24 protein-coding genes are annotated in these 22,905 nt (G+C 40.0%); 17 read left to right on the top strand and 7 right to left on the bottom strand.

Features of this window, described 5'->3' with window-relative positions:
- Positions 1-6: 6 nt before the first annotated feature.
- Together BUA59_RS07245 and BUA59_RS07240 are read right to left on the bottom strand one after the other, a co-directional pair.
- Positions 7-783: a TatD family hydrolase gene (locus tag BUA59_RS07245; protein WP_072839054.1), complete on the bottom strand. Its 777-nt coding sequence runs from the start codon at positions 781-783 to the stop codon at positions 7-9.
- Positions 780-1,964 (bottom strand): EAL and HDOD domain-containing protein, encoded by a 1,185-nt coding sequence (locus BUA59_RS07240; protein WP_072839053.1) that lies wholly within the window; start codon positions 1,962-1,964, stop codon positions 780-782. The genes BUA59_RS07245 and BUA59_RS07240 overlap by 4 nt, the downstream gene beginning before the upstream one ends.
- Positions 1,965-2,077: 113 nt before the next feature.
- Here BUA59_RS07240 and BUA59_RS07235 point away from each other — a divergent pair, with 113 nt between their 5' ends.
- The 6 genes from BUA59_RS07235 (at position 2,078) to BUA59_RS07210 (ending at position 6,724) form a co-directional block, all read left to right on the top strand.
- Positions 2,078-3,013: a chemotaxis protein CheV gene (locus BUA59_RS07235; protein WP_072839052.1), complete on the top strand. Its 936-nt coding sequence runs from the start codon at positions 2,078-2,080 to the stop codon at positions 3,011-3,013.
- A 108-nt stretch (positions 3,014-3,121) separates the two neighbouring features.
- Positions 3,122-3,925, top strand: a complete 804-nt coding sequence (locus BUA59_RS07230) for a sulfite exporter TauE/SafE family protein (protein WP_072839051.1) — start codon at positions 3,122-3,124, stop codon at positions 3,923-3,925.
- Between the two features lie 180 nt (positions 3,926-4,105).
- Positions 4,106-5,098: a ferrochelatase gene (gene hemH, locus BUA59_RS07225; RefSeq protein ID WP_072839050.1), complete on the top strand. Its 993-nt coding sequence runs from the start codon at positions 4,106-4,108 to the stop codon at positions 5,096-5,098.
- A gap of 1 nt (position 5,099) precedes the next feature.
- On the top strand, positions 5,100-5,837 hold the full coding sequence (locus tag BUA59_RS07220) for an HAD family hydrolase (RefSeq protein ID WP_072839049.1): 738 nt from the start codon (positions 5,100-5,102) through the stop codon (positions 5,835-5,837).
- Complete coding sequence (locus tag BUA59_RS07215; protein WP_245813108.1) at positions 5,795-6,205, top strand: hypothetical protein; 411 nt, start codon at positions 5,795-5,797, stop codon at positions 6,203-6,205. Before BUA59_RS07220 ends, BUA59_RS07215 begins: the two co-directional genes overlap by 43 nt.
- A gap of 3 nt (positions 6,206-6,208) precedes the next feature.
- Positions 6,209-6,724, top strand: coding sequence for a DNA topoisomerase family protein (locus BUA59_RS07210; protein WP_072839047.1), 516 nt, complete (start codon positions 6,209-6,211; stop codon positions 6,722-6,724).
- A gap of 22 nt (positions 6,725-6,746) precedes the next feature.
- Here BUA59_RS07210 and BUA59_RS07205 read toward each other — a convergent pair whose 3' ends face one another.
- Positions 6,747-7,628, bottom strand: coding sequence for a TIGR01777 family oxidoreductase (locus BUA59_RS07205; RefSeq protein ID WP_072839046.1), 882 nt, complete (start codon positions 7,626-7,628; stop codon positions 6,747-6,749).
- Positions 7,629-7,795: 167 nt separating this feature from the next.
- Between BUA59_RS07205 and BUA59_RS07200 the strand changes: the two genes are divergently transcribed.
- The 7 genes from BUA59_RS07200 to BUA59_RS07170 are packed head-to-tail and all read left to right on the top strand — an operon-like array spanning position 7,796 to position 15,514.
- Positions 7,796-8,203 (top strand): sirohydrochlorin chelatase, encoded by a 408-nt coding sequence (locus BUA59_RS07200; protein WP_084122259.1) that lies wholly within the window; start codon positions 7,796-7,798, stop codon positions 8,201-8,203.
- Positions 8,204-8,242: 39 nt separating this feature from the next.
- On the top strand, positions 8,243-9,634 hold the full coding sequence (locus tag BUA59_RS07195) for a Wadjet anti-phage system protein JetA family protein (protein ID WP_072839045.1): 1,392 nt from the start codon (positions 8,243-8,245) through the stop codon (positions 9,632-9,634).
- Positions 9,634-10,281: a DUF4194 domain-containing protein gene (locus tag BUA59_RS07190; RefSeq protein ID WP_072839044.1), complete on the top strand. Its 648-nt coding sequence runs from the start codon at positions 9,634-9,636 to the stop codon at positions 10,279-10,281. Before BUA59_RS07195 ends, BUA59_RS07190 begins: the two co-directional genes overlap by 1 nt.
- A gap of 9 nt (positions 10,282-10,290) precedes the next feature.
- A complete protein-coding gene (locus tag BUA59_RS07185) occupies positions 10,291-13,707 on the top strand; it encodes an SbcC/MukB-like Walker B domain-containing protein (RefSeq protein ID WP_072839043.1) in 3,417 nt (1,138 codons plus the stop codon).
- Complete coding sequence (locus BUA59_RS07180; RefSeq protein ID WP_342742473.1) at positions 13,704-14,033, top strand: BolA family protein; 330 nt, start codon at positions 13,704-13,706, stop codon at positions 14,031-14,033. The genes BUA59_RS07185 and BUA59_RS07180 overlap by 4 nt, the downstream gene beginning before the upstream one ends.
- A gap of 18 nt (positions 14,034-14,051) precedes the next feature.
- On the top strand, positions 14,052-14,354 hold the full coding sequence (locus tag BUA59_RS07175; RefSeq protein ID WP_072839042.1) for an STAS domain-containing protein: 303 nt from the start codon (positions 14,052-14,054) through the stop codon (positions 14,352-14,354).
- A gap of 11 nt (positions 14,355-14,365) precedes the next feature.
- On the top strand, positions 14,366-15,514 hold the full coding sequence (locus tag BUA59_RS07170; protein ID WP_245813107.1) for a fused response regulator/phosphatase: 1,149 nt from the start codon (positions 14,366-14,368) through the stop codon (positions 15,512-15,514).
- A 28-nt stretch (positions 15,515-15,542) separates the two neighbouring features.
- On the opposite strand, the gene BUA59_RS07165 is transcribed toward BUA59_RS07170, so the two are convergent.
- On the bottom strand, positions 15,543-16,187 hold the full coding sequence (locus BUA59_RS07165) for a UPF0149 family protein (protein WP_072839040.1): 645 nt from the start codon (positions 16,185-16,187) through the stop codon (positions 15,543-15,545).
- A 96-nt stretch (positions 16,188-16,283) separates the two neighbouring features.
- Here BUA59_RS07165 and BUA59_RS07160 point away from each other — a divergent pair, with 96 nt between their 5' ends.
- The 4 genes from BUA59_RS07160 (at position 16,284) to BUA59_RS07145 (ending at position 20,098) form a co-directional block, all read left to right on the top strand.
- Positions 16,284-18,050: a RecQ family ATP-dependent DNA helicase gene (locus BUA59_RS07160; RefSeq protein ID WP_072839039.1), complete on the top strand. Its 1,767-nt coding sequence runs from the start codon at positions 16,284-16,286 to the stop codon at positions 18,048-18,050.
- 35 nt (positions 18,051-18,085) lie between these two features.
- Positions 18,086-18,565: a SprT family zinc-dependent metalloprotease gene (locus tag BUA59_RS07155; RefSeq protein ID WP_232728816.1), complete on the top strand. Its 480-nt coding sequence runs from the start codon at positions 18,086-18,088 to the stop codon at positions 18,563-18,565.
- Between the two features lie 119 nt (positions 18,566-18,684).
- Positions 18,685-19,524 (top strand): tRNA 2-thiocytidine(32) synthetase TtcA, encoded by an 840-nt coding sequence (gene ttcA / locus BUA59_RS07150; RefSeq protein ID WP_072839037.1) that lies wholly within the window; start codon positions 18,685-18,687, stop codon positions 19,522-19,524.
- A 10-nt stretch (positions 19,525-19,534) separates the two neighbouring features.
- The gene (locus BUA59_RS07145; protein WP_072839036.1) at positions 19,535-20,098 is read left to right on the top strand and encodes a YfaZ family outer membrane protein; all 564 of its coding nucleotides are present in this window, start codon (positions 19,535-19,537) and stop codon (positions 20,096-20,098) included.
- A gap of 70 nt (positions 20,099-20,168) precedes the next feature.
- Here the strand turns inward: BUA59_RS07145 and BUA59_RS07140 are convergent, their stop codons facing one another.
- From BUA59_RS07140 to hemN, 3 genes are read right to left on the bottom strand one after another with little or no spacing between them, the layout of a single operon-like run.
- Entirely contained in the window at positions 20,169-20,711 is a 543-nt protein-coding gene (locus BUA59_RS07140) for an adenine phosphoribosyltransferase (protein WP_072839035.1), read from the bottom strand.
- A gap of 24 nt (positions 20,712-20,735) precedes the next feature.
- On the bottom strand, positions 20,736-21,497 hold the full coding sequence (gene fnr / locus BUA59_RS07135) for a fumarate/nitrate reduction transcriptional regulator Fnr (protein ID WP_072839034.1): 762 nt from the start codon (positions 21,495-21,497) through the stop codon (positions 20,736-20,738).
- Positions 21,498-21,518: 21 nt separating this feature from the next.
- Positions 21,519-22,889, bottom strand: coding sequence for an oxygen-independent coproporphyrinogen III oxidase (gene hemN, locus BUA59_RS07130; RefSeq protein ID WP_072839033.1), 1,371 nt, complete (start codon positions 22,887-22,889; stop codon positions 21,519-21,521).
- Positions 22,890-22,905 lie beyond the last annotated feature (16 nt).

Raw genomic sequence — 22,905 nt, 5'->3', positions numbered from 1 at the left:
AAGCGATTAGATACGGATTCCGAACGCTGTTTCTGTGTTGTCTGTTGCTATTTTTGCCAGCTCTTCCAAAGAAATTCCTTTTAATCTAGCAACCTCTTGCGCAACCCAAGGTAAATATTTAGGGTGATTTTTCTTTGGGCGTGGACGAATGTTGCGAGGCAATAAATAAGGCGCGTCGGTTTCAATAAGTAGTTTATTCAAAGGAATATGAGGCACAGAAGCTTGTAAGTCTGCGCCTCGGCGCTCATCGCATACCCAACCTGTGATACCAATAAACAATCCTAACTCTAAATACTTATCCAACTCGACTCGACTCCCTGTAAAACAATGAATCACAGATTTTCTAGCTAAACTTGGGTACTTTTTAAGTATCTCTACCATCTCTTTGTGTGCATCTCTTTCATGTAGATACAAGGGAAGGCTGTGTTCAATTGCCAACTCTATTTGCTCATTAAAGGCATAAAACTGCTCATTTGGTGTTGAGTAGTTACGATTGAAATCGAGTCCCGTTTCACCAATAGCGATAGGTGTTGCGTCTTTAATAAGAGTAGAAAACTGAGATTTGCTTTCTATATTCCAAGTTTTTGCCTGATGAGGATGGCAACCTAACGTATTCCATATCGTAGGATGTTTCTGGCTTAACACCTGGATCTGCTTACTTTCCTCTAAATCAGATGCAATGCAGATCATGCCTTTAACACCAGCTTCTTGCATGTCGATCAGGGTTTGATCTAAATCATCTAGAAAATGGCTGTGATTGATATTTACTCCGATATCTATCATAAACTCCCCATCTCACGAGCTTCTTTTAAGCTTTTTATATACAGATCTTTGAGTGATTGCTTTGACATATCTTTGCTTGCAAGCAAACCAAAGGGGATTTTCTCCCATCGACCAGCTTCATATGCGACGACTATTTTTAAAATACCGCCCAAATTGCCTTTGTATTCTAGTAATGCGGATTTTATGTTTTCATCAAGTGGTAAATCTTTTAGAAGTGTTGGCAGTTCTTCGTCTAGGAAGCTTGGTAGGTAAGAAAAAAGCCCTACTAAAAAAGCACCGTCTAACTTTGGGAACAACGTAGTAGAAAGGTTTTGGCAAAAACAAGCACGAGAAACTGCCATAGAAAATAAACAATCAGGCTTTCCCGACACACTGCCTAGCATAACAAGCCCAACCCATTTAATCAGATCTCTGACACCAATAATCTCGATTGCTCGCTGAGCATTAGAGACATTAAATTGACTACGATAAATCACAGAATGTGTCAGTTTAATGATTCGATAAGTTAACGTTGGGTCTCGTTCAATGCATTCAGCTAATACTCTTGGAGATGATTCACGGTTGTTCAGCGCCACTAATAAATCAATCAAAATAGCTTTATACGCTAAGATACGTTTACCTTTAACTGACGTCATTTTATTGATGAAATTGCCACTAAATTGGCCTTCAGGAACATTTTCTAAAAGCTGCGTAAATTGTTCCGACTTTTCAATTTTATTTACCCAAAGATTTTTTGACGATAAGGCTGGATGTTTAATTCTAGTAATAACATCATCGACAGATAGATGATCCAAGGTAAGCATTACATAAGAAAAGATACTCAGTAAGGCAACAGTAAGCGCTTCAGGCTTAGGGTTTATAATGCCCAGCTGGTAGCCTTGAAGACGAAACTCAGATAATGTTTCAACGTGTTTTTCAGTTAATTCATTGGCGCTCAAGAAAATAACCATATGAATGTTTGTTTGTAATGGTAGGGCCGAGAGTTCGGTTAAGCTAGTCTGAAAAAATATAGTTTTTTGCTGTGTTATTTCGGTAAGATTAGCATCTACAAACAAGGAGCTTAAAAAAGAAGCATCTTGTCCTTGAGTTACATTGCTTGGATGTAGTATGTAATAGGCGGTTGTTTCTGATAGTCGATTTACAACAGCTTTACGGCAAAAAAGTATATCGGCATCCTTCATTAAGAATCCTTGCAAGAAGAGTTAACACAAAAAAATACTGTAAGATTTAGTCTTATAGAATATCATGGTTATAATGGATTAATGCCTTAATTTAAAAATGTTTGGAGTAATATATGGCAAGCATGTTAGACGCTGTAGACCAAAGAACCAAGTTAGTGGGTGAAAACCGCTTGGAACTTTTAATGTTCCGCCTTGGTGGAATGCAAATGTTTGCAATAAACGTTTTTAAAGTTCAAGAGGTGGTCATGCTGCCTAAGTTGAACTTGATGCCACATAGACACCCATCCGTGGCTGGAGTCACACATTTTCGTGGCAGAACTGTTCCTGTTATCGACCTCTCTGAATCTATTGGCATGAGACCAATTGACCGTAGTCAGCCATGTAACCTAATTGTGACTGAATACAATAATACTGTTCAAGGATTTATGGTTGGTGAAGTTGATCGAATCATCAATATGAATTGGAATGAAATCTTACCACCACCAGATGGTACTGGGCGTCAACATTACTTAACAGCGATAACTCGAGTTAACGACCGCATTGTTGAAATTATCGATGTTGAGAAGGTTTTGGCCGAAATCTCACCTTATGACACCACTGTAAGTGATAACATTATAGATAAAGATCTGTTGACATTAGCCAAAGGCTTAGAAGTACTGGTTGTGGACGATTCATCTGTTGGTTTAGCGCAATGTCGCTCAACATTAGATTTTATGGGTATAACTGTTCATGAGGCTACAGATGGCAAACGAGGTCTTGAAAAGCTAAAGAAATGGGCTGATGAGGGTGAAATTGTTCCAGAAAAATTATTAATGATGATCACAGATGCAGAAATGCCGGAGATGGATGGTTATCGCTTAACTCGTGAAGTGCGTGAAGATCCAAGGCTTAAAGATCTATATATCGTTTTACATACGTCTCTTAGCGGTAGTTTTAACAAAGCCATGGTGCAAAAAGTTGGCTGTGATGATTTCTTGTCGAAATTTCAACCAGACAAGCTAGCATCTTTGATTCAAGAAAGAATTCGTAGCGTTGTTAATCAAGACTGATATAGAAAGACTACTGATTAATAATGCTTTAATAAAGCATACAAAAAAGCAGACCTATGTCTGCTTTTTTGTTGTCTTTCTCCATGGCTAGGAAGGGTGTTTTATCTTATGCCAAGTATTGAAATGTTTTTTTTATTGTTCTTTATTGGTGCAGCAACAGGTTCAATAGCTTCCGTTATTAAAATAGCGCCTGCACTTATTGCCATTCCCGCCTTATACTTTTTTTTGCCTGTGTTTAATTTGTCTTTTGAACTTCTCATGCTTCCAGCAATTGCTACTTGCATCACGGCGTTTATCCCAGCTCATCTTTATGCTTGGATAATTTCTATGAAAAAGGGAGAGGTTGATTCACAGCAGCTGATCAACTTCGCTCCAGGTATTGCTATGGGCGGTGTAATAGGCGCACAAATACTGTCTCTTAGTAGCGTGTTTGTCTTCAAAATTGCTTTCTCATTAATAGCCCTCATCGCTGTTACAAACGTTTTCTTTCTAGCTAGGCCAGAAAAAATATATGTAGCGCAAGTAGGGAAAACATGGAATTTACCCATTGGCCTAATTATTGGTGTATTGTCTCTTATGGCTGGCAATTGTGGCCATGCACTAGGCTGTTTGCTATGTAGTTTTAAGAAAGTCGAGGCAAAACTACAGCAAGGCACATCGAATGGTTTTGTTGTTTTTGCCTCTATTGCAGCAATGATCGGCTTTATTTACCCCGCACAAACGTTTGACCATATTGGATTATCTGGTTTTGCTGGTGCAGTACATTTACCTTCAATGATTGTTTTGTCGTGTAGTCATTTGTTTTTTTATTGGCTGTGCCATAATCGAGGTAATGAGCTGGATAAAAGCGTCTTATCGATCAGCTTCGTTGTATTTATTGCTTTTTCTGTCCTTCGCCTATGGATCTCATGACGTATTTTTCCGTGTGGGATGTTAATTTGTGGTACCTAGTTCAAAAATAAAACTGACACAAAACGTCTATTCAGATACGAAACTAAACAATATCAAGCTTTAATTAGCTTGGTTTTTTCATTATTGGCCCCAATTTATTAGCTTATAATAGAGCAAGAATTCCAACTCAAAAGGTATAGCATGAAAAACACGAGCGACTATGGCGTATTGATGATGAACTTGGGGACACCAGATGCTCCACAGACACCTGAAGTCCGCCGTTTCCTTAGAGAGTTTCTTTCTGATTCTCGTGTTGTAGATTTAAGCCCATTAATTTGGAAGCCGATTCTTAATCTTATTATTCTTACCATACGCCCACCAAAAGTAGCTAAGATTTATCAACAAGTTTGGATGGATGAAGGTTCACCTCTTCTAGTGTTAAGCGAAAGATTAAAAGAAAAGGTAAAAGAAGCATTATCTGAAAAAACAGGTCAAACAGTTCCTGTTGAACTGGCAATGACTTATGGCAATCCAAGTGTTGAGTTGGCAGCAAATAAATTAAGAGAGCAGGGTGTCAAAAATATAATTGTTGTTCCTATGTACCCTCAATTCTCGGCTACGACCACTGCAGCGGCTTATGATAGATTAATGAATTCGCTAAAGAGTTGTCCTCATTGGCCATCACTACAACTGCTTCACGATTATGCAGATCATCCCATGTACATCAAGGCGCTATCTAATTCGGTTCGTGCGCAATGGGACAAGCAGGGGGAAAGACGTCATCTTGTTTTGTCTTACCACGGCATTCCAAAACGTTACGTGACAAATGGCGACCCTTATGCGCGTCGATGCGAAACAACCAGTCGACTGGTTGCGGAGGAGTTGGAATTGGGGGATCACGAGTGGACACATGTTTATCAGTCTAGATTCGGTCGCGAAGAATGGTTGAAGCCTTACGCTGATGCCACACTGAAAGCTTTACCTTCGATGGGGGTGAAAAAAATCAACATTATTAGTCCCGCTTTTTCAATTGACTGCATTGAGACTCTAGAAGAAGTCACTCTAGAGCTGGGTGATGAGTTTAAGAACAATGGTGGTTTAGCGTTTGACTACATTCCAGCGTTAAACGATACACCAGATCAAGTAGCCTTATATGTTAATTTGATTGAGCAAAATACTAAGCAATGGACGTAAAATGACGTTAAACAGTTCACAGATTCGAGTAATTGCTTTTGATGCAGACGATACACTCTGGAGAAATGAGGATATTTTCATTCATGCCCAAGATGAGTTTATTAATTTACTATTGCCATATCATGATGAAAGCTACGTTCGTTCCCATCTAGGTGAAGTGCAGATTAATAATTTAGAACATTTTGGTTATGGTATAAAAGGCTTCACTTTATCTATGATCGAAACCGCTATTGAGCTAACTGAAGGTCGCATCACTGGCAACGAAATACATGAAATTATACAGCTTGCTAAATGTATGCTGGCTTCACCAGTGGAGCTGTTACCGAATGTAGAAAGCCTGCTTTCTCAACTAAAAGGACAGTTTCGTTTATTGGTTATTACTAAAGGCGATCTACTTGATCAAGAAAGCAAACTGGCAAGATCAGGTATTGCCGATTATTTCGATGCCATTGAAATAGTAAGTGATAAAACTTCCGCAGCTTACCAGCAAATACTTCAACGCCATAAGATTTCTGCAGAACATTTCCTAATGGTTGGTAACTCATTGAAATCCGACATCTTGCCCGTTTTAGATCTCGGTGCCCAAGCGCTTCATGTTCCTTATCACACCACTTGGGACCATGAAAAAGTTGCAGACGAGACACTATTGCATTACCCGCAACTGGGAACTCTCAGTGATGTAGCTCAAGTTACTGATTGGTTAAATCTTTCAACTACTATGGACAAAAAGGCAGTATGATGAAATATATAAAGGCAATTTTTTGCTCACTCATTCTTGTTTCTACATTAGCTCAAGCAGAAGAAAGTACACTTGATAAGGCAAAAGCAGGGGCTCAAAATTTATGGGAGAAAACCAAAACAACAACGTCTGAAATAGCCGATACCACCGCTGAAAAAGCATCTGAATTTGGTGAGAAGGCGTCAGAATTTGGCAGTAAAGCATCTAAAAATGCTAAAGAAACTGGCACAGTTGTCTGGGATAAAATGAAAGAGGCAGGAACAGCAACCGCTGACGGTGCTAGAAAAGGTGCCTCAAAAATCCGCAGCCTAGCAGGCCAAGAATATTGTGAAAAAGACAGTACGTCTTGCAGTAAAAATAAAGAGTAACCTGTGCAGGAAAAAGACAACAACTCTCCAGCAACATCATCTAGCAACTGGGAACAAGAGTTCCTAGATCAGAGCGATGATGCTCATATTAAATCTGCTAAAATTCGCTATCGTTGTCCAAAATGCGAAAGTTTATTGGTTTTAAAAGAAGGCGCCAATGGCGCATTCTGGGGCTGTGAATCTTATCCTGCTTGTAACTACACAGCGAATAATGAAAACGGTAAGCCAGTCAGAGCAAAACGCTACCTTTGTCCCGCTTGCCAGTCTCCACTAAGAAGAAAGACTTTTAAGGATAATGCCTTTTGGGGCTGCTCAAATTATCCAGAATGCAAAATTACCGTAGAAGATGATAATGGCGTTCCTTCAAGTACCAAAAAATACCCTTGCCGCGCTTGCGGACACTATCTTGTCAGAAAAAAAAGTAAAAATGGGTACTTTTGGGGCTGTATTACTTATCCTGTGTGCACAAATACTCTAAATGATGATAAAGGCATACCGGTATTGAAAAAGAAACGCTGACAGTTTTAAGTACATTATCCACTCAATGTTGCTTAGCAATATCCGTCAACGCATCGTCGATATTATCAAATTGAAATTCAAAGCCTTGTTTTTCTAACTTTTGAGGAACTACCTTTGCACCTTCGGTTAATAACGAGGCCATTTCTCCAAAAATAAGGTCAAGCGGCCACCTAGGTGTCGGTAAAATAGCAGGGCGCTTTAATGACGCCGCGTATGATTTCGCAAAATGTTTTTGCTCAATCAGTTGTGGAGCTACTAAGTTATAAATCCCTGTGTAGGACTCATCGAACATAGCATTTGTAATGGCTTTAATCACATCAGCTATGTGCACCCACGAAAACCATTGTTTGCCGCCAGCGATAGGACCTCCTAAACCACACAAAAATGGTAGGCGCATTTTCTCTAGCGCTCCACCAATCCCTAGCACAACTCCTAATCGAAATATCACAACCCTTGTATCATCATTCGAAAATGCTTTTGCTGAACTTTCCCAAGCTGCGCAGAGATCATGAGAGAATCCGGATTTTGGTGGTGTGTTTTCATAAAAAACTTCATTTCTTGCTACACCATAATAACCAACTGCTGACATTGAAATGACCGTCTTAGGTGGATATTGCAAAGCTTCCTTGACTTTATTTGTCAGATTTATTCGACTTTCAAATAGAACTTCTTTGCGCTTTTTAGTCCATGGCTGACTGGCAATGTTTTCACCGGCAAGATTGATGAAAACATCTATTTTTTCTTCTAATTCCGCTAACGATGCCAATGTTAATTGTCTAACTCTAGCATCTAGCCGGTTATCCACTTTTCTCACAAAGGCATAGATTTGATGATTGTCTTTTAATAGTGCGGCGAGCAAAGATTGACCAATAAATCCTGTCGCTCCAGATAATAGAATATTCATTTCATCGTGCTCCATGTGTTGCGATAATAATTGTATTACGCATAAAAAATGAAATAGGATCAATAACTTCCTAAATCTAACTCATAATCTACTTTTTGCCCGATTTGATCAGAAGATTTTAAGGTTTTTTGCTCTGCACCTTCTTTTTCTGACATAGGATGGCTAAAATGGGGAATCGAGAAACATTAGGTATCAAAATGCTACGCAAAGAATACGATCACATCATTCTTCTTGCACATGGAAGCCCTGATCCCCTTTGGAAACTGCCCTTCGAATCGCTCTATCATCAAGTGGCACAAACATATGGTGAAGGCAATGTAAGTTTGGCTTATATGGAACTTACGTCTCCATCTTTAGAAGACGTTGTAGGCATGCTAGGCGCAGAGACTCGTAACGTTGCTGTGTTGCCACTGTTTTTAGCAGTCGGACGTCATTTAAGACATGATGTACCTGCGCAAATAGCTACATTGCAAAAAGACGATTTACACATAGAGTTGCTACCTCCAATTGGAGATGATGCGCTAGTAAAACAGGCCATGCAAACTGTTGTTGCTAATCATTTAGGTAAGGTTTAAACATGCCATTAGTTTTCGTTAATCCATGGAGCCCGATGAATGCTATTTAGACACTTACCTGATGAAATATTTCAGGCATTAAGCGGCTCTAATAGAGCATTGATTGAAGCGGTATTGAATGATCTTGCTGATGTTTTTTATGATCACGCAGAAGATCCAATAAAAGACAAATCTACCATCATAGAATCGATAGAAGACACACTGCATAAGTTAGATACGCTTGCTTGGCATGATGACCAAAAAGAACCCTTTGATTCGCCGAAAACCATTCACGATTATGCCTTAAGAATCTACCATCGCTTAGTGAATACTGGTTGGCTAGTAGAGGAGCAGGAGCTGTATCGGGTCAGCGTATTGATGACTCCGCAAATTTCCATGTTACTTCGTTCTCTAGTCGAAATCAGCCGACACGGTAAACGCAACTACGGTGCAACCGTATTAAGTATTCTTAGTAACTTAGAGTCTGTTGCCAAACATCCCGTAGAACGTGGCGTAACATTACGCCAATCAGCGGAAGCTTCTAGAGATTTCTCGGCACATTTAAACCAGATATTGCTTGGTATACGCAGTCTACAACGAGAGTTGTTTGCAAGCCGAGACCCTAAAGCTATTGTAGCAGGCTTCTTTGATTTATTTGTTGAAGGTATATTGATTGCCGACTATAAAACTATCAAAACAAGTAACAACCCATTTCGCTTTAGACGCCAGATTCTTGAATTAACGCAAGAATTTTTGAGTAATCCAGAAACCATGGGGCAGGTTGCTCAGTGTTATGTTGATCAGCAGCTGATTACTATGGCTGAAGCACAAGCCATGGTAGAAAAAGATTGCCGTGACATCATTCAAACCTTTAGCAATATCGAACAACGCTTAGAACGTATTGATGAATATCGCTATCGTTTAGAAAAACGTGCGGCCGACACGGCACGCTACATGGACAGTTCTAGACCGGGCATGGCAAATAAAGTAGCTGGCATCATTACTGATGTGGCGAAATATGACAAGTTGCCAATTTTAAAAGAAGTTATTGGTTCACGTTTTATTGGCATGGCTTCAGCAGCACAACCAACAAAACGCCGTGAGCCACCACCACCTCGTGTCATGACGCCTTCAGAAGTGTCTGCTGACGCAATCAGAATGCGCGATCAGCAGCGCCGCTTCCATGAAGCTCGACAAGTTACTATTCCAAAAATGCAGAGTTATTTAGATAAGCAGATCGCTTCTGGCGATAGTAAGCATATTTTGGATTTCACCATCGAATCGGTAGAGGACTTTGTGTGCTTTGACCATTTACGTTATGTCGGCTCTCTCGGCGTGAGCGCTAAAAAAATAGAAGATTTATTTGAAGTACAGTTTACTAATCAGTATTTGGATGTGCATAACTTCGTTGAATGTCGCGAATTTACTGTCGTACGTAGGAGCAAAGCGTAATGCTTAGAGAATTAAAAAAAGTCGTTGAAGAGTCCGGTAAAGACGCTCAAGAATTCCAACAGACAGCAAACTTTGTAATTGCAAATCAATTTGCCAGCGCCTACAAACATGGTCAGCGGAAACATTATTTGCTTTTAGAGTCTTATCAGGACTACTTCGATAACTTATTCGACGCGTTAGGTATGAATCTTTACATCAACGAGAATGAACGTCTTGCCGGTGTTTTACCCATCCAGAAAGAAGCATTTGTCCGTTTGAAAACTGATGAAACGCTATTTTTATTGGTTCTTCGCCAAATTTATGAAGAAAAAATAGAAAATTTTGAAGTTGATAATGGCTTTGTCGCAACCAATACTCACACCATTTTAGACAGATTTGTTCAGCTGGTTAAACGTGAAATTCCAAATGAAACACGCTTCAAAGACATCTTAGCTTTGTTCAGCCGTCATGGGATTGTCATTCGCGGCAAATCTTATGAGGAAGACAGCAAGAATCAAATGATCAACATTACTCCGGTAGTAAGATTGATCGTAACCGAGGCGTATCTAAGACAGTTAGAATCTTTCAATGGCACCGATCCAGATGAAGATGAAATTGCTGATTCAGATGCTGAAACAGAAACAACGCAAGAAACCAATCAAGACTAGGGCCAAAATATGAAAAAGTTAAATCGAATCGTATTAGTAAATTGGTACCTACTTGGTGCAGAAGAAATTAATATTCGAGGTAATACTGCGATTATCGGACCTACAGGTTCTGGTAAATCGTCTTTACTTGATGCTATTCAAACCGTATTGACAGGGGCCAGCAAGCGTCACCTTAACTACAACGCCAGTGCAAACGATGGTAAAGCCAGTGGCCGTAGCATTCGTTCTTACATATTGGGGATGATAGACTCAGGTCAATCCAACTCAAAAGCCTTTGGAACACAACCAAGACAGGATGCAACAAGTTATCTGGCATTGGTTTTCGAAGACAGCATTACAGGTAAAGAATCAACTGTAGGTTTAGCATTAAGCGCATCCTTAGCGTCTCCTGAAGAAGATGTGCTTGGGCGTTTTGTACTTTCAAACTTTGGCGCCAGAAAATCAGATTTTATTGACGCGATGGAAGGCAAGAGCTACAAGGCCAAACCTTGGATTGAAGTACGCGAAACGATGAAAAAAGTCTGCCTAGACCCTTACATTAAATCAGGCAGCGCATCAGCAACTCAATATATCAACCGCTATCTTGAAGAGCTAAGCCCAAGCCCAGATCACTTGATCACACTGGACAGTTTCCTTAAAAACTTCAAAAACGCTTTAAAATTTGTACCGATTGCCTCTCCAACACGCTTTGTGCAAGATTTCGTCTTGGCAGAAGCGCCACTGCAAGTTGGCGCTTACCAAAAGTCTCTGCATGAGTATCGTCACTTAGAAGCTAAAACTCTTGAAGTCTCTAAGCGTATTGATGATTTAAAACTTATTCAGCAAGACTGTGAGAAAAAGCATCAGCAAGAACAAAGCGCAATCAATTATCAATGGATAGCAACCGAAGCACGTTTCGATGAGCTGGGTAGCAAACAAGATGATATTCAAGACCAATACGAGCTGCAAAAAGAGCGCGAAGAAGAGATTGAAGAAGAGCTAGCAACTCAAGGTAGCCTATTAAAGCAACTACAAGGGCAGCTACTTCGTTTCGAGCAACAGTATGAGCACTCTGATGTTGGTTTGAAGCTTCAGCAATTAGAGCAAAATAAGAAATTACTCACTCTGCAAGGTCAACAAGATCAAAAAGCCATACTGCAAGTTCGACAATTAACCTTATTATTATCGGCGCTTAACTCTTTTGAAGATTTGCTCTCAAAAGAAACCAACGCATTAGTGAAAGAATTTGCTGCATTCAATGGCTTGATCACGGAAGAAGGACGCGTAGAAGGCAACCTGAAACCATTAACTCAGAAGCTTATGGCTCTTAATGAGATTTTAGACAGAGAGAAATCTCAGGTTTTTGGCCAGCGTTCAGAGCTAAACCGTACGATCCTGAATTTAAAAGATGAATGCAAACAACTAGAATCTGATGTTTCTTCTTTGAAAGGCGGCGTTAGCCCACTTTCCCAAAATACAAAACGTCTAATTGCTTTATTAAAAGACGCTAATATTACTGCTACACCATTGAGTCACTTATCCGAAGTGACCGATAGAAAATGGCAAGATGCTATTGAAGGTTATCTTGGTGCTCAGCGTGAAGCATTAATTGTTGAACCTGAAGACGCAGAAGAGTCCATTCGTATATTCCGTGCTCATCGACGTCAATTAATGGGATGTCGAGTTATCGATACGACGCAAACACGACTTTGGTTAAATCGTGGCGATAACAATTCCGCATTGCGTTTCATTCGCTGTAATAATGATCATGCTCAAGCTTATCTAAATCGTCGTTTGGGTGGCATCAAGCCTGTAGATACAGAACGAGAATTGCTGCGCGAAGACAGTGCCATGACAGCAGATGGCATGTTAAAACTTGCTGGAACCATTTCGACTATTCGCTTTGTGCCGCACATGATGGTCGGTATCAATACCGAAGGCATGCGTGAGTCTCGCGAAAAGCAACTTGCAAGCCTAAGTGGCGAGCTAATGAATTTCCTTAAGGCGGATCAACGTCTTGAACAGGCTGATTCCTTGCTTGGTCGTGTTATGGCCAACAATCAATTTGATGCAGAAAGCATTGGTAATGCCAGCCATACTGTCACCCGTTTAACTCAAGAGCTAGAGTCGGTTGAAGCTGAAATTTCGCAACTGCAAAAGCATGACGATACTGAACTACAAGAACGCATCGAAGAGCTTAAATCGCGCATCGCAAATGTCGAACTGGATCAGAAAAAATTAGATCGTGAGCGTCAACAAATTGCTGAACAGTTTGGTGCATTAAATACACAGAAAAGTCAGCTAAGCTCGGCTTTGTCTGCCCTTGATGAAGAGCGCAATCGCCTGACATCAAATCCAAAATACGATGCCGAATTTGCAAGCGAACGTTACGCTTTATTAGAAGGCAGTATGGTAAATGGTGCGGCTATCTATAAAGAGGCTATTAGTCGAGCAGACAAAGCCAGCGAAAAAGCCCGCAGCTTTGATCAAAAGGTTCGTAAAGAAGTAGCGGATCATTATGGCAAATACCATCATGCGAATTTAGACAACGATGTTCAATTGGATTACTTGGAATCTAAGTTTGAAGAGTTCGAGCACTATGTTTCTTATCAAATCGATATTTTGAGTGAAACAGAGTTGGCGAAATACGCCAAGCGTGCAGAATTGGCTCGTAAAGAAGCAGAAGAAACATTCCGTTCAGACTATGTGTCTAAATTGAAAGACTCCCTTGATCAAGTGGCGCACATTATTCGTGAGCTTAACCACAGCTTGAAGCGTCGCCCATTTAACCAGGAAATCTATCAATTCCGCTATTATCCAAATGGCGATATGAAAGACATTCTAGATCTTGTTGAGCGCTTTAGTGCGCAAGATCAAGCCAACGTAGGCGGATTATTCGATCCACATTTAAGTAATGATCCTGATCATATTCGTGCTATCGCGTCTATTCAGGAACTTATATCTGATGATGAAAAACAACAAGATCTTGCTGACTACCGTAAATTCTATAACTTCGAAGTAGATATTTTAGACGCGGAAGGAAATAAGAAAACTACGCTAAGCCAGCGCATTCAAACCGGTTCAGGCGGTGAGCACCAAATCCCGTTCTATTTGGCGATTGCTGCTGCCTTATCTACTACCTATCGCTTACATGAAACCATGGAAGGCGAGATCGTTGGTGGTTTCTCATTGGCTATGTTCGATGAAGCTTTCAATAAAATAGATATGGTGAAGACATCTACGTGTATGGGGTTCATGAAAGACATCGGCTTACAGGTTATCGCAGCGGCGCCAGACGATAAACGCGCTGTGATGGCTGCCAATATGGATACGATTATTAGCGTATGGCGTGAAGGCGGAGCGGTATCTATTGACGTAGCTTACCCGAAAGAAAAGGGCCAAGTTTTACTAAATGGGCAATCGGACAACTTAGCAACTCCGGCATGATAGAGAATGACATGATCATACAAAATCAGATAGACCAACGTATCAATGAAAAATTGGATGTACATCATATGACGCTCGAAAACGAGAGTTATATGCATAATGTACCAGCAGGAAGCGAGTCACATTTTAAGTTGGTTCTAGTGAGCGATGCTTTCGAAGGTAAGAGACTAGTTCAGCGTCATCAGCTTGTTTATGGAGTACTGCAAGACGAGATGACAAAGATTCACGCTCTTGCTATGCATCTATACTCAATTAAAGAGTGGAGTGAGCGCAACGCGCTTGCTCCTTCATCGCCAAAATGCCACGGAGGCGAGCAGGGCGAATAACCCTAACTCGGTCAGCTAATGAGTATTTCAATCACTGTTAATGATGTCAAAGATATAGCTACAATCACTATTGTTGGAAGTTTTGATTTCTCTTTATTTAATGAGTTTAGGGCAGGCTACTCTGATCTTAATAAACCTTATAAAACCTACGTGGTTGATATGAGCATGGTCGAGTATTTAGATAGCGCTGCTCTTGGTATGCTGTTAAGTATGCGCAATGCCATTGAGGCAGACTGTAACATTCAATTAACCGGTGCTAATGCCTTTATTAAAAACATCCTCATGATCTCTCGTTTTGATAAACGCTTTGATATTCAGTAAAGGCTAGAATGATGAAATTATTATGCGTAGACAGTGAACCAGTTTATCGCGAAATTATTTCTTTATGCGCAGAGAAAGAAGGCGTGAAAGTCAAAAGTGTAGCCAGTTACGAAGAGGCTATTCTTGCATTTGAAAACTATGCTCCCGATATAGTTACTCTTGATGTGATTGTAAAGGGCGGTAGTGGCTATGATTTAGTCAAAAAACTTAAAGCCTTGTCAGGCAGCCGTTTTGTTCCGATGATTTTTCTTGCTTCTCATACAGCTGATTCAGTAATGGACAAGTGTTTTAAAGCAGGCGCGGATGACTTTATTCCCAAGCCATTTAATGAGGTGCTTTTCAATATTCGACTTAAAACGCACATGCGTCATGTCGAGCTAATGAAAGAAATGTATCGAAAAAACAAAGCGCTGACTTACTATCAAACGATGATAGAGCGAGAGCATGAAATGGCTCATCATGTACTTGATCATATTCAAACTCGAAGTGAAAAAAACTCAGAACAAGTCGCCATTACTAGGTTATCTGCCGCCAGCTTTAATGGGGACTTAGCCTTAGTCAAAACTCGCGCAGATGCTGCCCGTCTTGTTTTTGTAGGAGATTTTACGGGACATGGCTTGCCAGCTTCGATTGGCGCTTTACCCGTCATGCAAACATTCTTTGATGCAGTTGATGATTTGGTCTGTGTAAATGAGTTAGCAGTTCGAATTAATCGAATACTGTTCAGTATATTGCCCGATTATATGTTTTGTGCAGGCTATCTCATTCTTATGACACAAGAAGGTGAAATCACTTATTGGGGTGGAGGAATGCCTAATGCTTTTATTAGACGCTCCAATAGCTCAGTAGACTATTTACAGTCCAATCATATGCCGCTTGGCATTCTTTCTGCCACTGAGTTCGAAGCAGACTTACAAAGCAATAAGTTAAACGCGGGAGACACGTTGATTATTGTATCTGATGGAGTTTTAGAACTTAAAAATTGTCACGAAGAAATGCTTGGAGATAATAAGGTCAAGACCCTTATATCGAACGCTTATGCTGAAAAAAGCCTAATTACTGCGCAACAAATCATAGAGCAGCAACTTGCTGAGTATTTAGGTGAATCAGAGCAACTAGATGATATTACTCTCGTTGCTCTTAGGAGTCCTTGCTTGTAATGTTAATGTTACAAACAAGTCGCTTCAATTAAGACCTTTTACTACCTTTCTTCTTGTTGTTATTGCCTTTCGCTTTAGGTTGAACCTTTGGGAATGGTCGCTTTTCAGGTTCCGTACGCAGTACTAAAAACAAATCTGTAACCACTTCTGGAATCTGAGCAATACATGAATTAGTTAACTTTTCGCTTTCGCGAATTTGAACAACTTCTTCATCATCAAACAAATCAGACGCAACCATGATTGGTAATAACAACTCGGCAACGACTTCTTCTTTCTCCGGTTCAAACCAATGACTCTCTGTCATGAACACACCTTCCATAAAACCGGTAGCCCATTCCTGCAATTCACTTAGTTCTTCTGGTGACGAGGCCATTTCAAGTTCGCAAGGCACCATAAATCCCTCTTCCGACTCTAACTCTTTTTGAATGTCGATAAAAAGGCGTGAGAGGTACTGAAGTATTTGCTTCTCTTGTTTTTCATTTTCAAATTGCGGAGTGTCTTCAAAAATAACAGGCAGCCACTTATCTTCGGCTGTCAGAACAGGACAAATAGACAGTGCCGTTAAGAAGCCATGAGCCATAACAAAGTTCTGACATTCCTCATGAACTTGATCCGACTCCAAAAAATTTTCTAACGTCTCTAACTCAAGATCATCAAGAGGTTGGTGTGCCATGCAAATGTTTCCCTAATACAAATTAAGTGACTGATTCTAGCGAAAAGAAGGCGAAAAATCGATGCAGAAAGTGTCGTGTTAAGGGATAATTCGCAAATGAATCTAAAGAAGCGCACACTTTCACGTCTAGGCTATTCAGAATATCGTCCTTTGCAAGAACAGGCGATAGATGCTTTATGCGCAGGACGTGACGTTTTACTAGCTGCACCAACTGGTGGCGGGAAATCTTTGGCATACCAAGCTGCTGGACTTATGCGAAATGGTGTTGCTGTCATTGTTAGTCCTTTGCTATCACTTATGTCGCAGCAAGTAGAAGAATTAAACAAAAAAGGCATACGAGCTAAGTTTCTTAACTCTACTCTGAATCCTGGCGAACAAGATGATCTCATTTGGGCATTACGGCATCAGCATATTGACTTGCTTTACTTATCGCCAGAAAAGCTTGTTCAACCTTCGGTCATAGGCTTTTTACACAGCTTTGAAATTTCGTTATTTGCCATTGACGAAGCTCATTGTATTTCTCAGTGGGGAAATTTTTTTAGGCCAGAATACAGTCAACTTGGCCAGCTAAAATCTTCATTCCCCGACGTTCCTATTATTGCTCTTACGGGCACCGTCGACCAAAAAACCATGCTGACGATTCAAGAGTCGTTGCAACTTCAAAATTGCCTGCTGCTACGCAATAGTTTTGATCGTACCAATATCAAGATCCAGATAGCGCAAAAAAGAAAAGCCAAACAGCAGATTTTGTACTTTCTGCATCATGAAGTTCCAGGCGAAACAGGCATTATTTATTGCCGCTCTCGGAAAAAAACTGAAGAGCTAGCAGGGTGGTTGAGCAAACTTGGCTTACCTAGTTTAAGTTATCACGCAGCTATGTTGGAGGAAGACAAACAAAAGAATCACAAGATCTTTGCTGAGCAGCAGGGCACAATAATGGTGGCAACCACTGCTTATGGTATGGGTATTGATATTGCTCATGTACGATTTGTTGTTCATTTAGACTTGCCAAGCAGTCCTGAGTCTTATTTTCAAGAAGTCGGGCGAGCAGGACGTGATGGAAAACCGGCGAAGTCTTTGTTGCTATATGGTTTGCAGGATATGCTTCAAGCACAACAACTGGCAGCACTGCAGCCTTTGGCGGCAGAAAGAGAAATACAACATTTAGGCAGTTTGTTTCGTATTTTAGAAGGACGTGGCTGTAGACGACAAAATTTGCTATCACATTTTGATGAGAGCATCCCTGCTTGCCAACATTGTGATCGATGTCTTTCAAACAAATCCGAACAGAATATGACGACTGCTAGTCAGAAGCTTTTATCGCTGATTTATCACACAAAAGGACTTCAGCCTTTTTCGCTACTTATCCAAATTTTACTTGGGAAGAAAACCAAAGTAGTTTCGGCCGTTGGGGCAGAGTCGTTACCATTATTTGGCAAAGGCAAAGAGTTAAGTGAAGTGCAATGGAAATCAGTTATAAGGCATTTAATTGCCTACGATTATATTACGCTTGGAGTACATAGTGTTTTTGCCGTACATATCAACGAGAAATCACGGAGTGTACTTCAAGGAAAAACACAAATAATCATTCCTAGTGAGCATTATTACCCGGCCCTTCAAGAAGAGCATCTTGCAATAGACAGCATAAATTGGCATAAAATATTGGCTTGGAAGTATAGCTACGGCAAACTGGACTTAAGTGATACCCAACTTAGGTTAATTTGCTTGCATAAGCCAAACTCTATTGCTTCATTGAGTCGCTTAACTGGTTTATCAAAAGAAAAAGTGGCTGATTTTGCTGAGTCGCTCATTAAAATCATTCATGAGGTAGATTTAAAAGAGAAAGCTACATTATGCCCTTAACCTCTCGACAGACGAGCTTAAACTACGACGAAGATGTGTTGAGCATCATTATTGAAAAAGCCGATCATTGCTTTGATAAAGCTGATGCGTTTTTTGGTAATAAATTTAAACGCTCGTCATGTAATTTAAAGCAAAGAGGCAGGGCTGCAGGTACCGCACATCTGCAAAAAAATGAACTGAGGTTTAACCATTTCATGTATCAACAAAGCCCGGCTGAATTCTTAAACACCGTTGTTCCACATGAAGTTGCTCATATCATTGTATTTCAAATCTACGGTAACACGGTGAAACCTCATGGCAAAGAGTGGCAAGCTGTTATGCTTAAGGTATATGGCATCCGACCAAATCGAACACATACCTTTGATGTTCCTCCACAAAAGCAAGCCTTTGAATACCACTGCTCCTGCCAAAAACATCAATTTACTAAACAGCGTCACACCAGAGCTCAGCGCGGTGTTGAATACATCTGCAAAGGTTGTCGCTCAACATTACAATTTATAAGCAAAGATAACTGATAACCTATATAAACAGTGAGAAAGTGATTTTTTATACACTTTTGCCTTATATTATCCATTTTTGATGCGGTAGCTTCATGCTTATAGTAATATAGTCGCGTTTTGTTTACAGCGTATATATGATGGATTTATCTACTCGACCTAAAGAAAAGTTAGAGCTGAACAAGCTCCAAAAACGCCTTCGCAGATTAACCGGCCAAGCTATTGCTGACTTCAATATGATTGAAGAAGGTGACAAAGTGATGGTGTGTTTATCTGGAGGCAAAGACTCTTACACTATGCTTGAAATTTTGCGGAACCTTCAGGCTAGCGCACCTATAAATTTTAGTATTGTTGCTGTGAATCTAGATCAGAAGCAACCTGGCTTTCCTGAGCATATCTTACCTGCTTATCTGGAAGCGCTAGGTGTGGATTTTCATATTTTAGAACGCGATACTTACAGCATCGTAAAAGAAATTGTGCCTGAGGGGAAAACCACTTGTGGCTTATGCTCTCGTTTGCGCCGTGGTTCCTTATACGGTTTTGCTGAGGAAATTGGAGCGACTAAAATCGCACTTGGCCATCACAGAGATGATATTCTTGAAACATTATTCTTGAATATGTTTTTTGGTGGTAAGTTAAAGTCTATGCCACCAAAATTGCTAAGCGATGATGGTAAACATATCGTTATCCGTCCTCTTGCTTACTGCAAAGAAGAAGATATTGAAGCCTTCTCTGTGATGAAGGAATATCCTATTATCCCTTGTAACCTTTGTGGCTCTCAAGAGAACTTACAAAGACAAGTCGTAAAAGACATGTTACAAAAGTGGGAAAAAGAATTTCCTGGTAGAACGGAAACCATGTTTTCTGCTATTCAAAATGTCGTTCCATCGCATTTGGCAGACACAAAACTATTCGACTTTAAAGGGTTAAAACAGTCGCCCGCGGCCTTTGACCGATTAAATATTATTTCATTATAGGATAATAGAAATGAACCTAACGCATAAAGCTCTATTGTTAACCGTCGGTATTTTAGGGTCTTCTATCGTCAATGCATCATCCGCTGGAGTTAGTCTAACGAATGATACAGTAAAAGGTGATATTAACTTGAATATGGGAGCGTTCGGCGTTAATGGCGGCGTGACTCATAATGATGACAAAAATACCTCTACTGCACATATAGGTGTCACTGTTGAAGACTCAGATACTAGTGGACCGCTTCAAGCAGGTATTGGTATTAGACTATATGCTATCGATGCAGATTTAGACAAGAAGGACGACTTATCTGTTGCGCTTGCTTTAGGTGGTTGGTACCGATACACCTTACCAGAAGCGAATCGAGTTAGTATCTATGGCTCTGTGTATTACTCACCACAAGTATTATCCATCTCCAACTTAGATCATATGTACACTTATGAATTTCGTGCTGAATACATGACTATGCGCAATGCACGTGCGTTTATTCGATATGGCAAAACAGTAACTGTATATGAAGATGATTCTCGTAAAGAAATTGACAAAGGTCTTTCTATTGGTGCAACAGTAGACTTTTAATAACAGTAAATATTTTTTTGAAAATAAAAAGGTGGCTTATGCCACCTTTTTATTTGTTAACATTCGAGCATTATTCACCATCATAAGCGCAAAGGCTAAAAACAGGTATTTCACTGTCTCTTAGTTTTTGACTTCCGCCTAGATCAGGCAAATCTATAATAGCTGCCACTTCTTTTATATTCGCACCTTGGCTGGTCAATAGTTTGATAGCGGCAAATAGGGTACCACCAGTCGCTATCAAATCATCAAATAACAATACTTCATCGCCTGCTTTTACTGCGCCTTCTTGGATCTCCAATTCCGCTTCACCGTATTCCAAAGCGTATTTTTGTGAAATGGTTTTTCCTGGAAGCTTGCCCTTTTTACGCACTAAGATAAGCGGCTTTTGCAGTTCATAGGCTAAAACAGCAGCAATTAAAAAGCCTCGAGCATCAATGCAGGCAATATGAGTGATATCTGTTGCAATGTAGCGATGCACATAAGCATCAACAACCATTCTCATGCCTTTAGGGTCACTAAAAATGGGAGTAATGTCTCGAAAGCTTATACCTTGTTTTGGCCAGTCTTCTATTGTTTGTATTAGGGATTTAACGTAAAAATCGTCGTAAAGCATGCCTGTTGGGCCTCATCATATCAATCAAATGCGGGCGATTTTACCACAATCACTAGCAACCCCAACGAGTTTTTGCATTTCAGGGAAGTCGATTATTTCTATTTCCTTGCCATCAACATGTATTAACTCATTTTTTTGAAAACGGGTGATGACACGACTAACAGTTTCAACTGCCAATCCAAGGTAGTTACCAATTTCCCCGCGCGACATAGATAAACGAAAAGAGCTCGCTGAATAACCACGCTTTTTGAATCGATTAGATAGATTCAAAAGGAAAGAAGCAACTTTCTCATCAGCATTCTTTTTCCCTAACAATACCATCATCTGTTGGTCGTCGGATATTTTACGGCTCATCACCTTAAATATCTGATGCTTCAAAGAAGGGATATGAGAAGACAGCTCTTCAAGATGACTAAATGGAATCTCGCATACTGTTGTTGTTTCCAGTGCCTTTGCAGAAACAGGGTAGACGTTTGAATCAATCCCGCTTAAACCGACTAATTCACTGGGGCAATAAAAGCCTGTAATTTGCTCTTCGCCGACGGACGTAATATTGAATGTTTTTAAAGTGCCAGAGCGTACAGCATAAACTGAATCAAATGCTTCACCTTGGCGAAACAAAAACTCGCCCTTTTTTAGTGGTTTCTTACGCTCTATTATTTGATCTAATTTATTAATATCTTCATCAGCTAATGCTATAGGAAGGCAAAGGGCGCTTAAGCTACAGTTCTGGCATTGCGAAGTAAGTGTACTGTTGAATCGTGACTGTGTGTGTGTCAATGACATGTAAATCTCCCTGATCTCGATCTATATAACTTTAGAGTATTTTATGGCGCCGTTGAGATATTTATCAAAAACCATACAAATACAGCGAATTAATAATCTACCGCGCTCTGTAACTTTAATAGTGGTCTGCATTCCACTACGATCAATATCTAACATACCATCTTTAGTCATGGGAGTTAGATTTTCCATCTCTTCAAAAAAGTACTCAAAGAAGCGAATATTATATTTTTGCTCAATAATGGCAGTGTTCAACTCAAATTGAGAAATTAGCGTCATTATAACTTGATGTCGAATTCTGTCATCTAGATCACTAATATACCCTTTAGCTATAGCTAATTGACCTTTCTCAATACTACTCCTATAAATTGATAAGTCAGTATGGTTCTGGATATAAACACCATTTAAATCACTAATAGCAGAAACGCCAAATGCGACCAAATCTGTGCCAGCATGTGTTGTATAGCCCTGAAAGTTACGCTGTAGCTTGCCTTGTTTTTGAGCTATCGCCAAGCTATCAGTTGATTTTGCAAAATGGTCCATGCCGATATATTCATAACCAGCAGCTATCAAATACTCAATACTCATTTTCAACAAATCAAGTTTCATACTTGATACGGGCAAACTATCATCTGAAATCCGCCTTTGAGCACGGAATCGATCAGGTAAATGAGCGTAATTGAACAGCGAAATTCGCTCTGGTGATAATTCAATCACTTGCGCCAAAGTCTCTCTAAAGCCTTCTATCGATTGATAAGGCAAGCCATAAATTAGATCAAAATTAATTGACTTAATGTCTAATTCGCGAGCATCTTTTACAAGATCTGCAACCATTTTAACGGGTTGAACACGATGAATAGCCTCTTGTACCTTGATGTCAAAGTCTTGCACACCAATACTAATTCGGTTAATTCCCTTTTCAGTTAATAACTTCAGCTTAGATCGACTTATTTCTCTAGGATCTATTTCAATGCTGTAATCTTGCGTTCCGTCATTAATTAAATTGAAGTGTTGCTGAATATTATCAAATAGCACCTCAATTAATTCTTCGGTCAAAAAAGTAGGGGTGCCACCACCAAAATGTAACTGCGTAACTTCTCTTGAGTGATCAAGCATAAGGCTGCGTAATCGCATTTCTTCGCCGAGTAGTTCAACGTATTCGGCGCCTTTATCGTACTGCTTAGTCACAATCTTATTACAGGCGCAGTAGTAACAAAGGTGAGCGCAAAACGGAATATGAAAATACAAACTAAGAGGCGCTTCGGAAGGCGTTAACATCTTATCAATAAGCGCAATTTTACTAATACTTGAGTCAAATTGCGGTGCCGTTGGGTAAGATGTATAACGAGGCCCAGATAGATCGTACTTAGCGATAAGTGAAGAATCCCAAATCATGATGTGTTCCTATTAA

This window comes from Marinomonas polaris DSM 16579, from assembly GCF_900129155.1.
GTDB classification, from domain to species: Bacteria; Pseudomonadota; Gammaproteobacteria; order Pseudomonadales; family Marinomonadaceae; genus Marinomonas; species Marinomonas polaris.
This window is presented reverse-complemented; position numbering and strand designations above follow the sequence as displayed.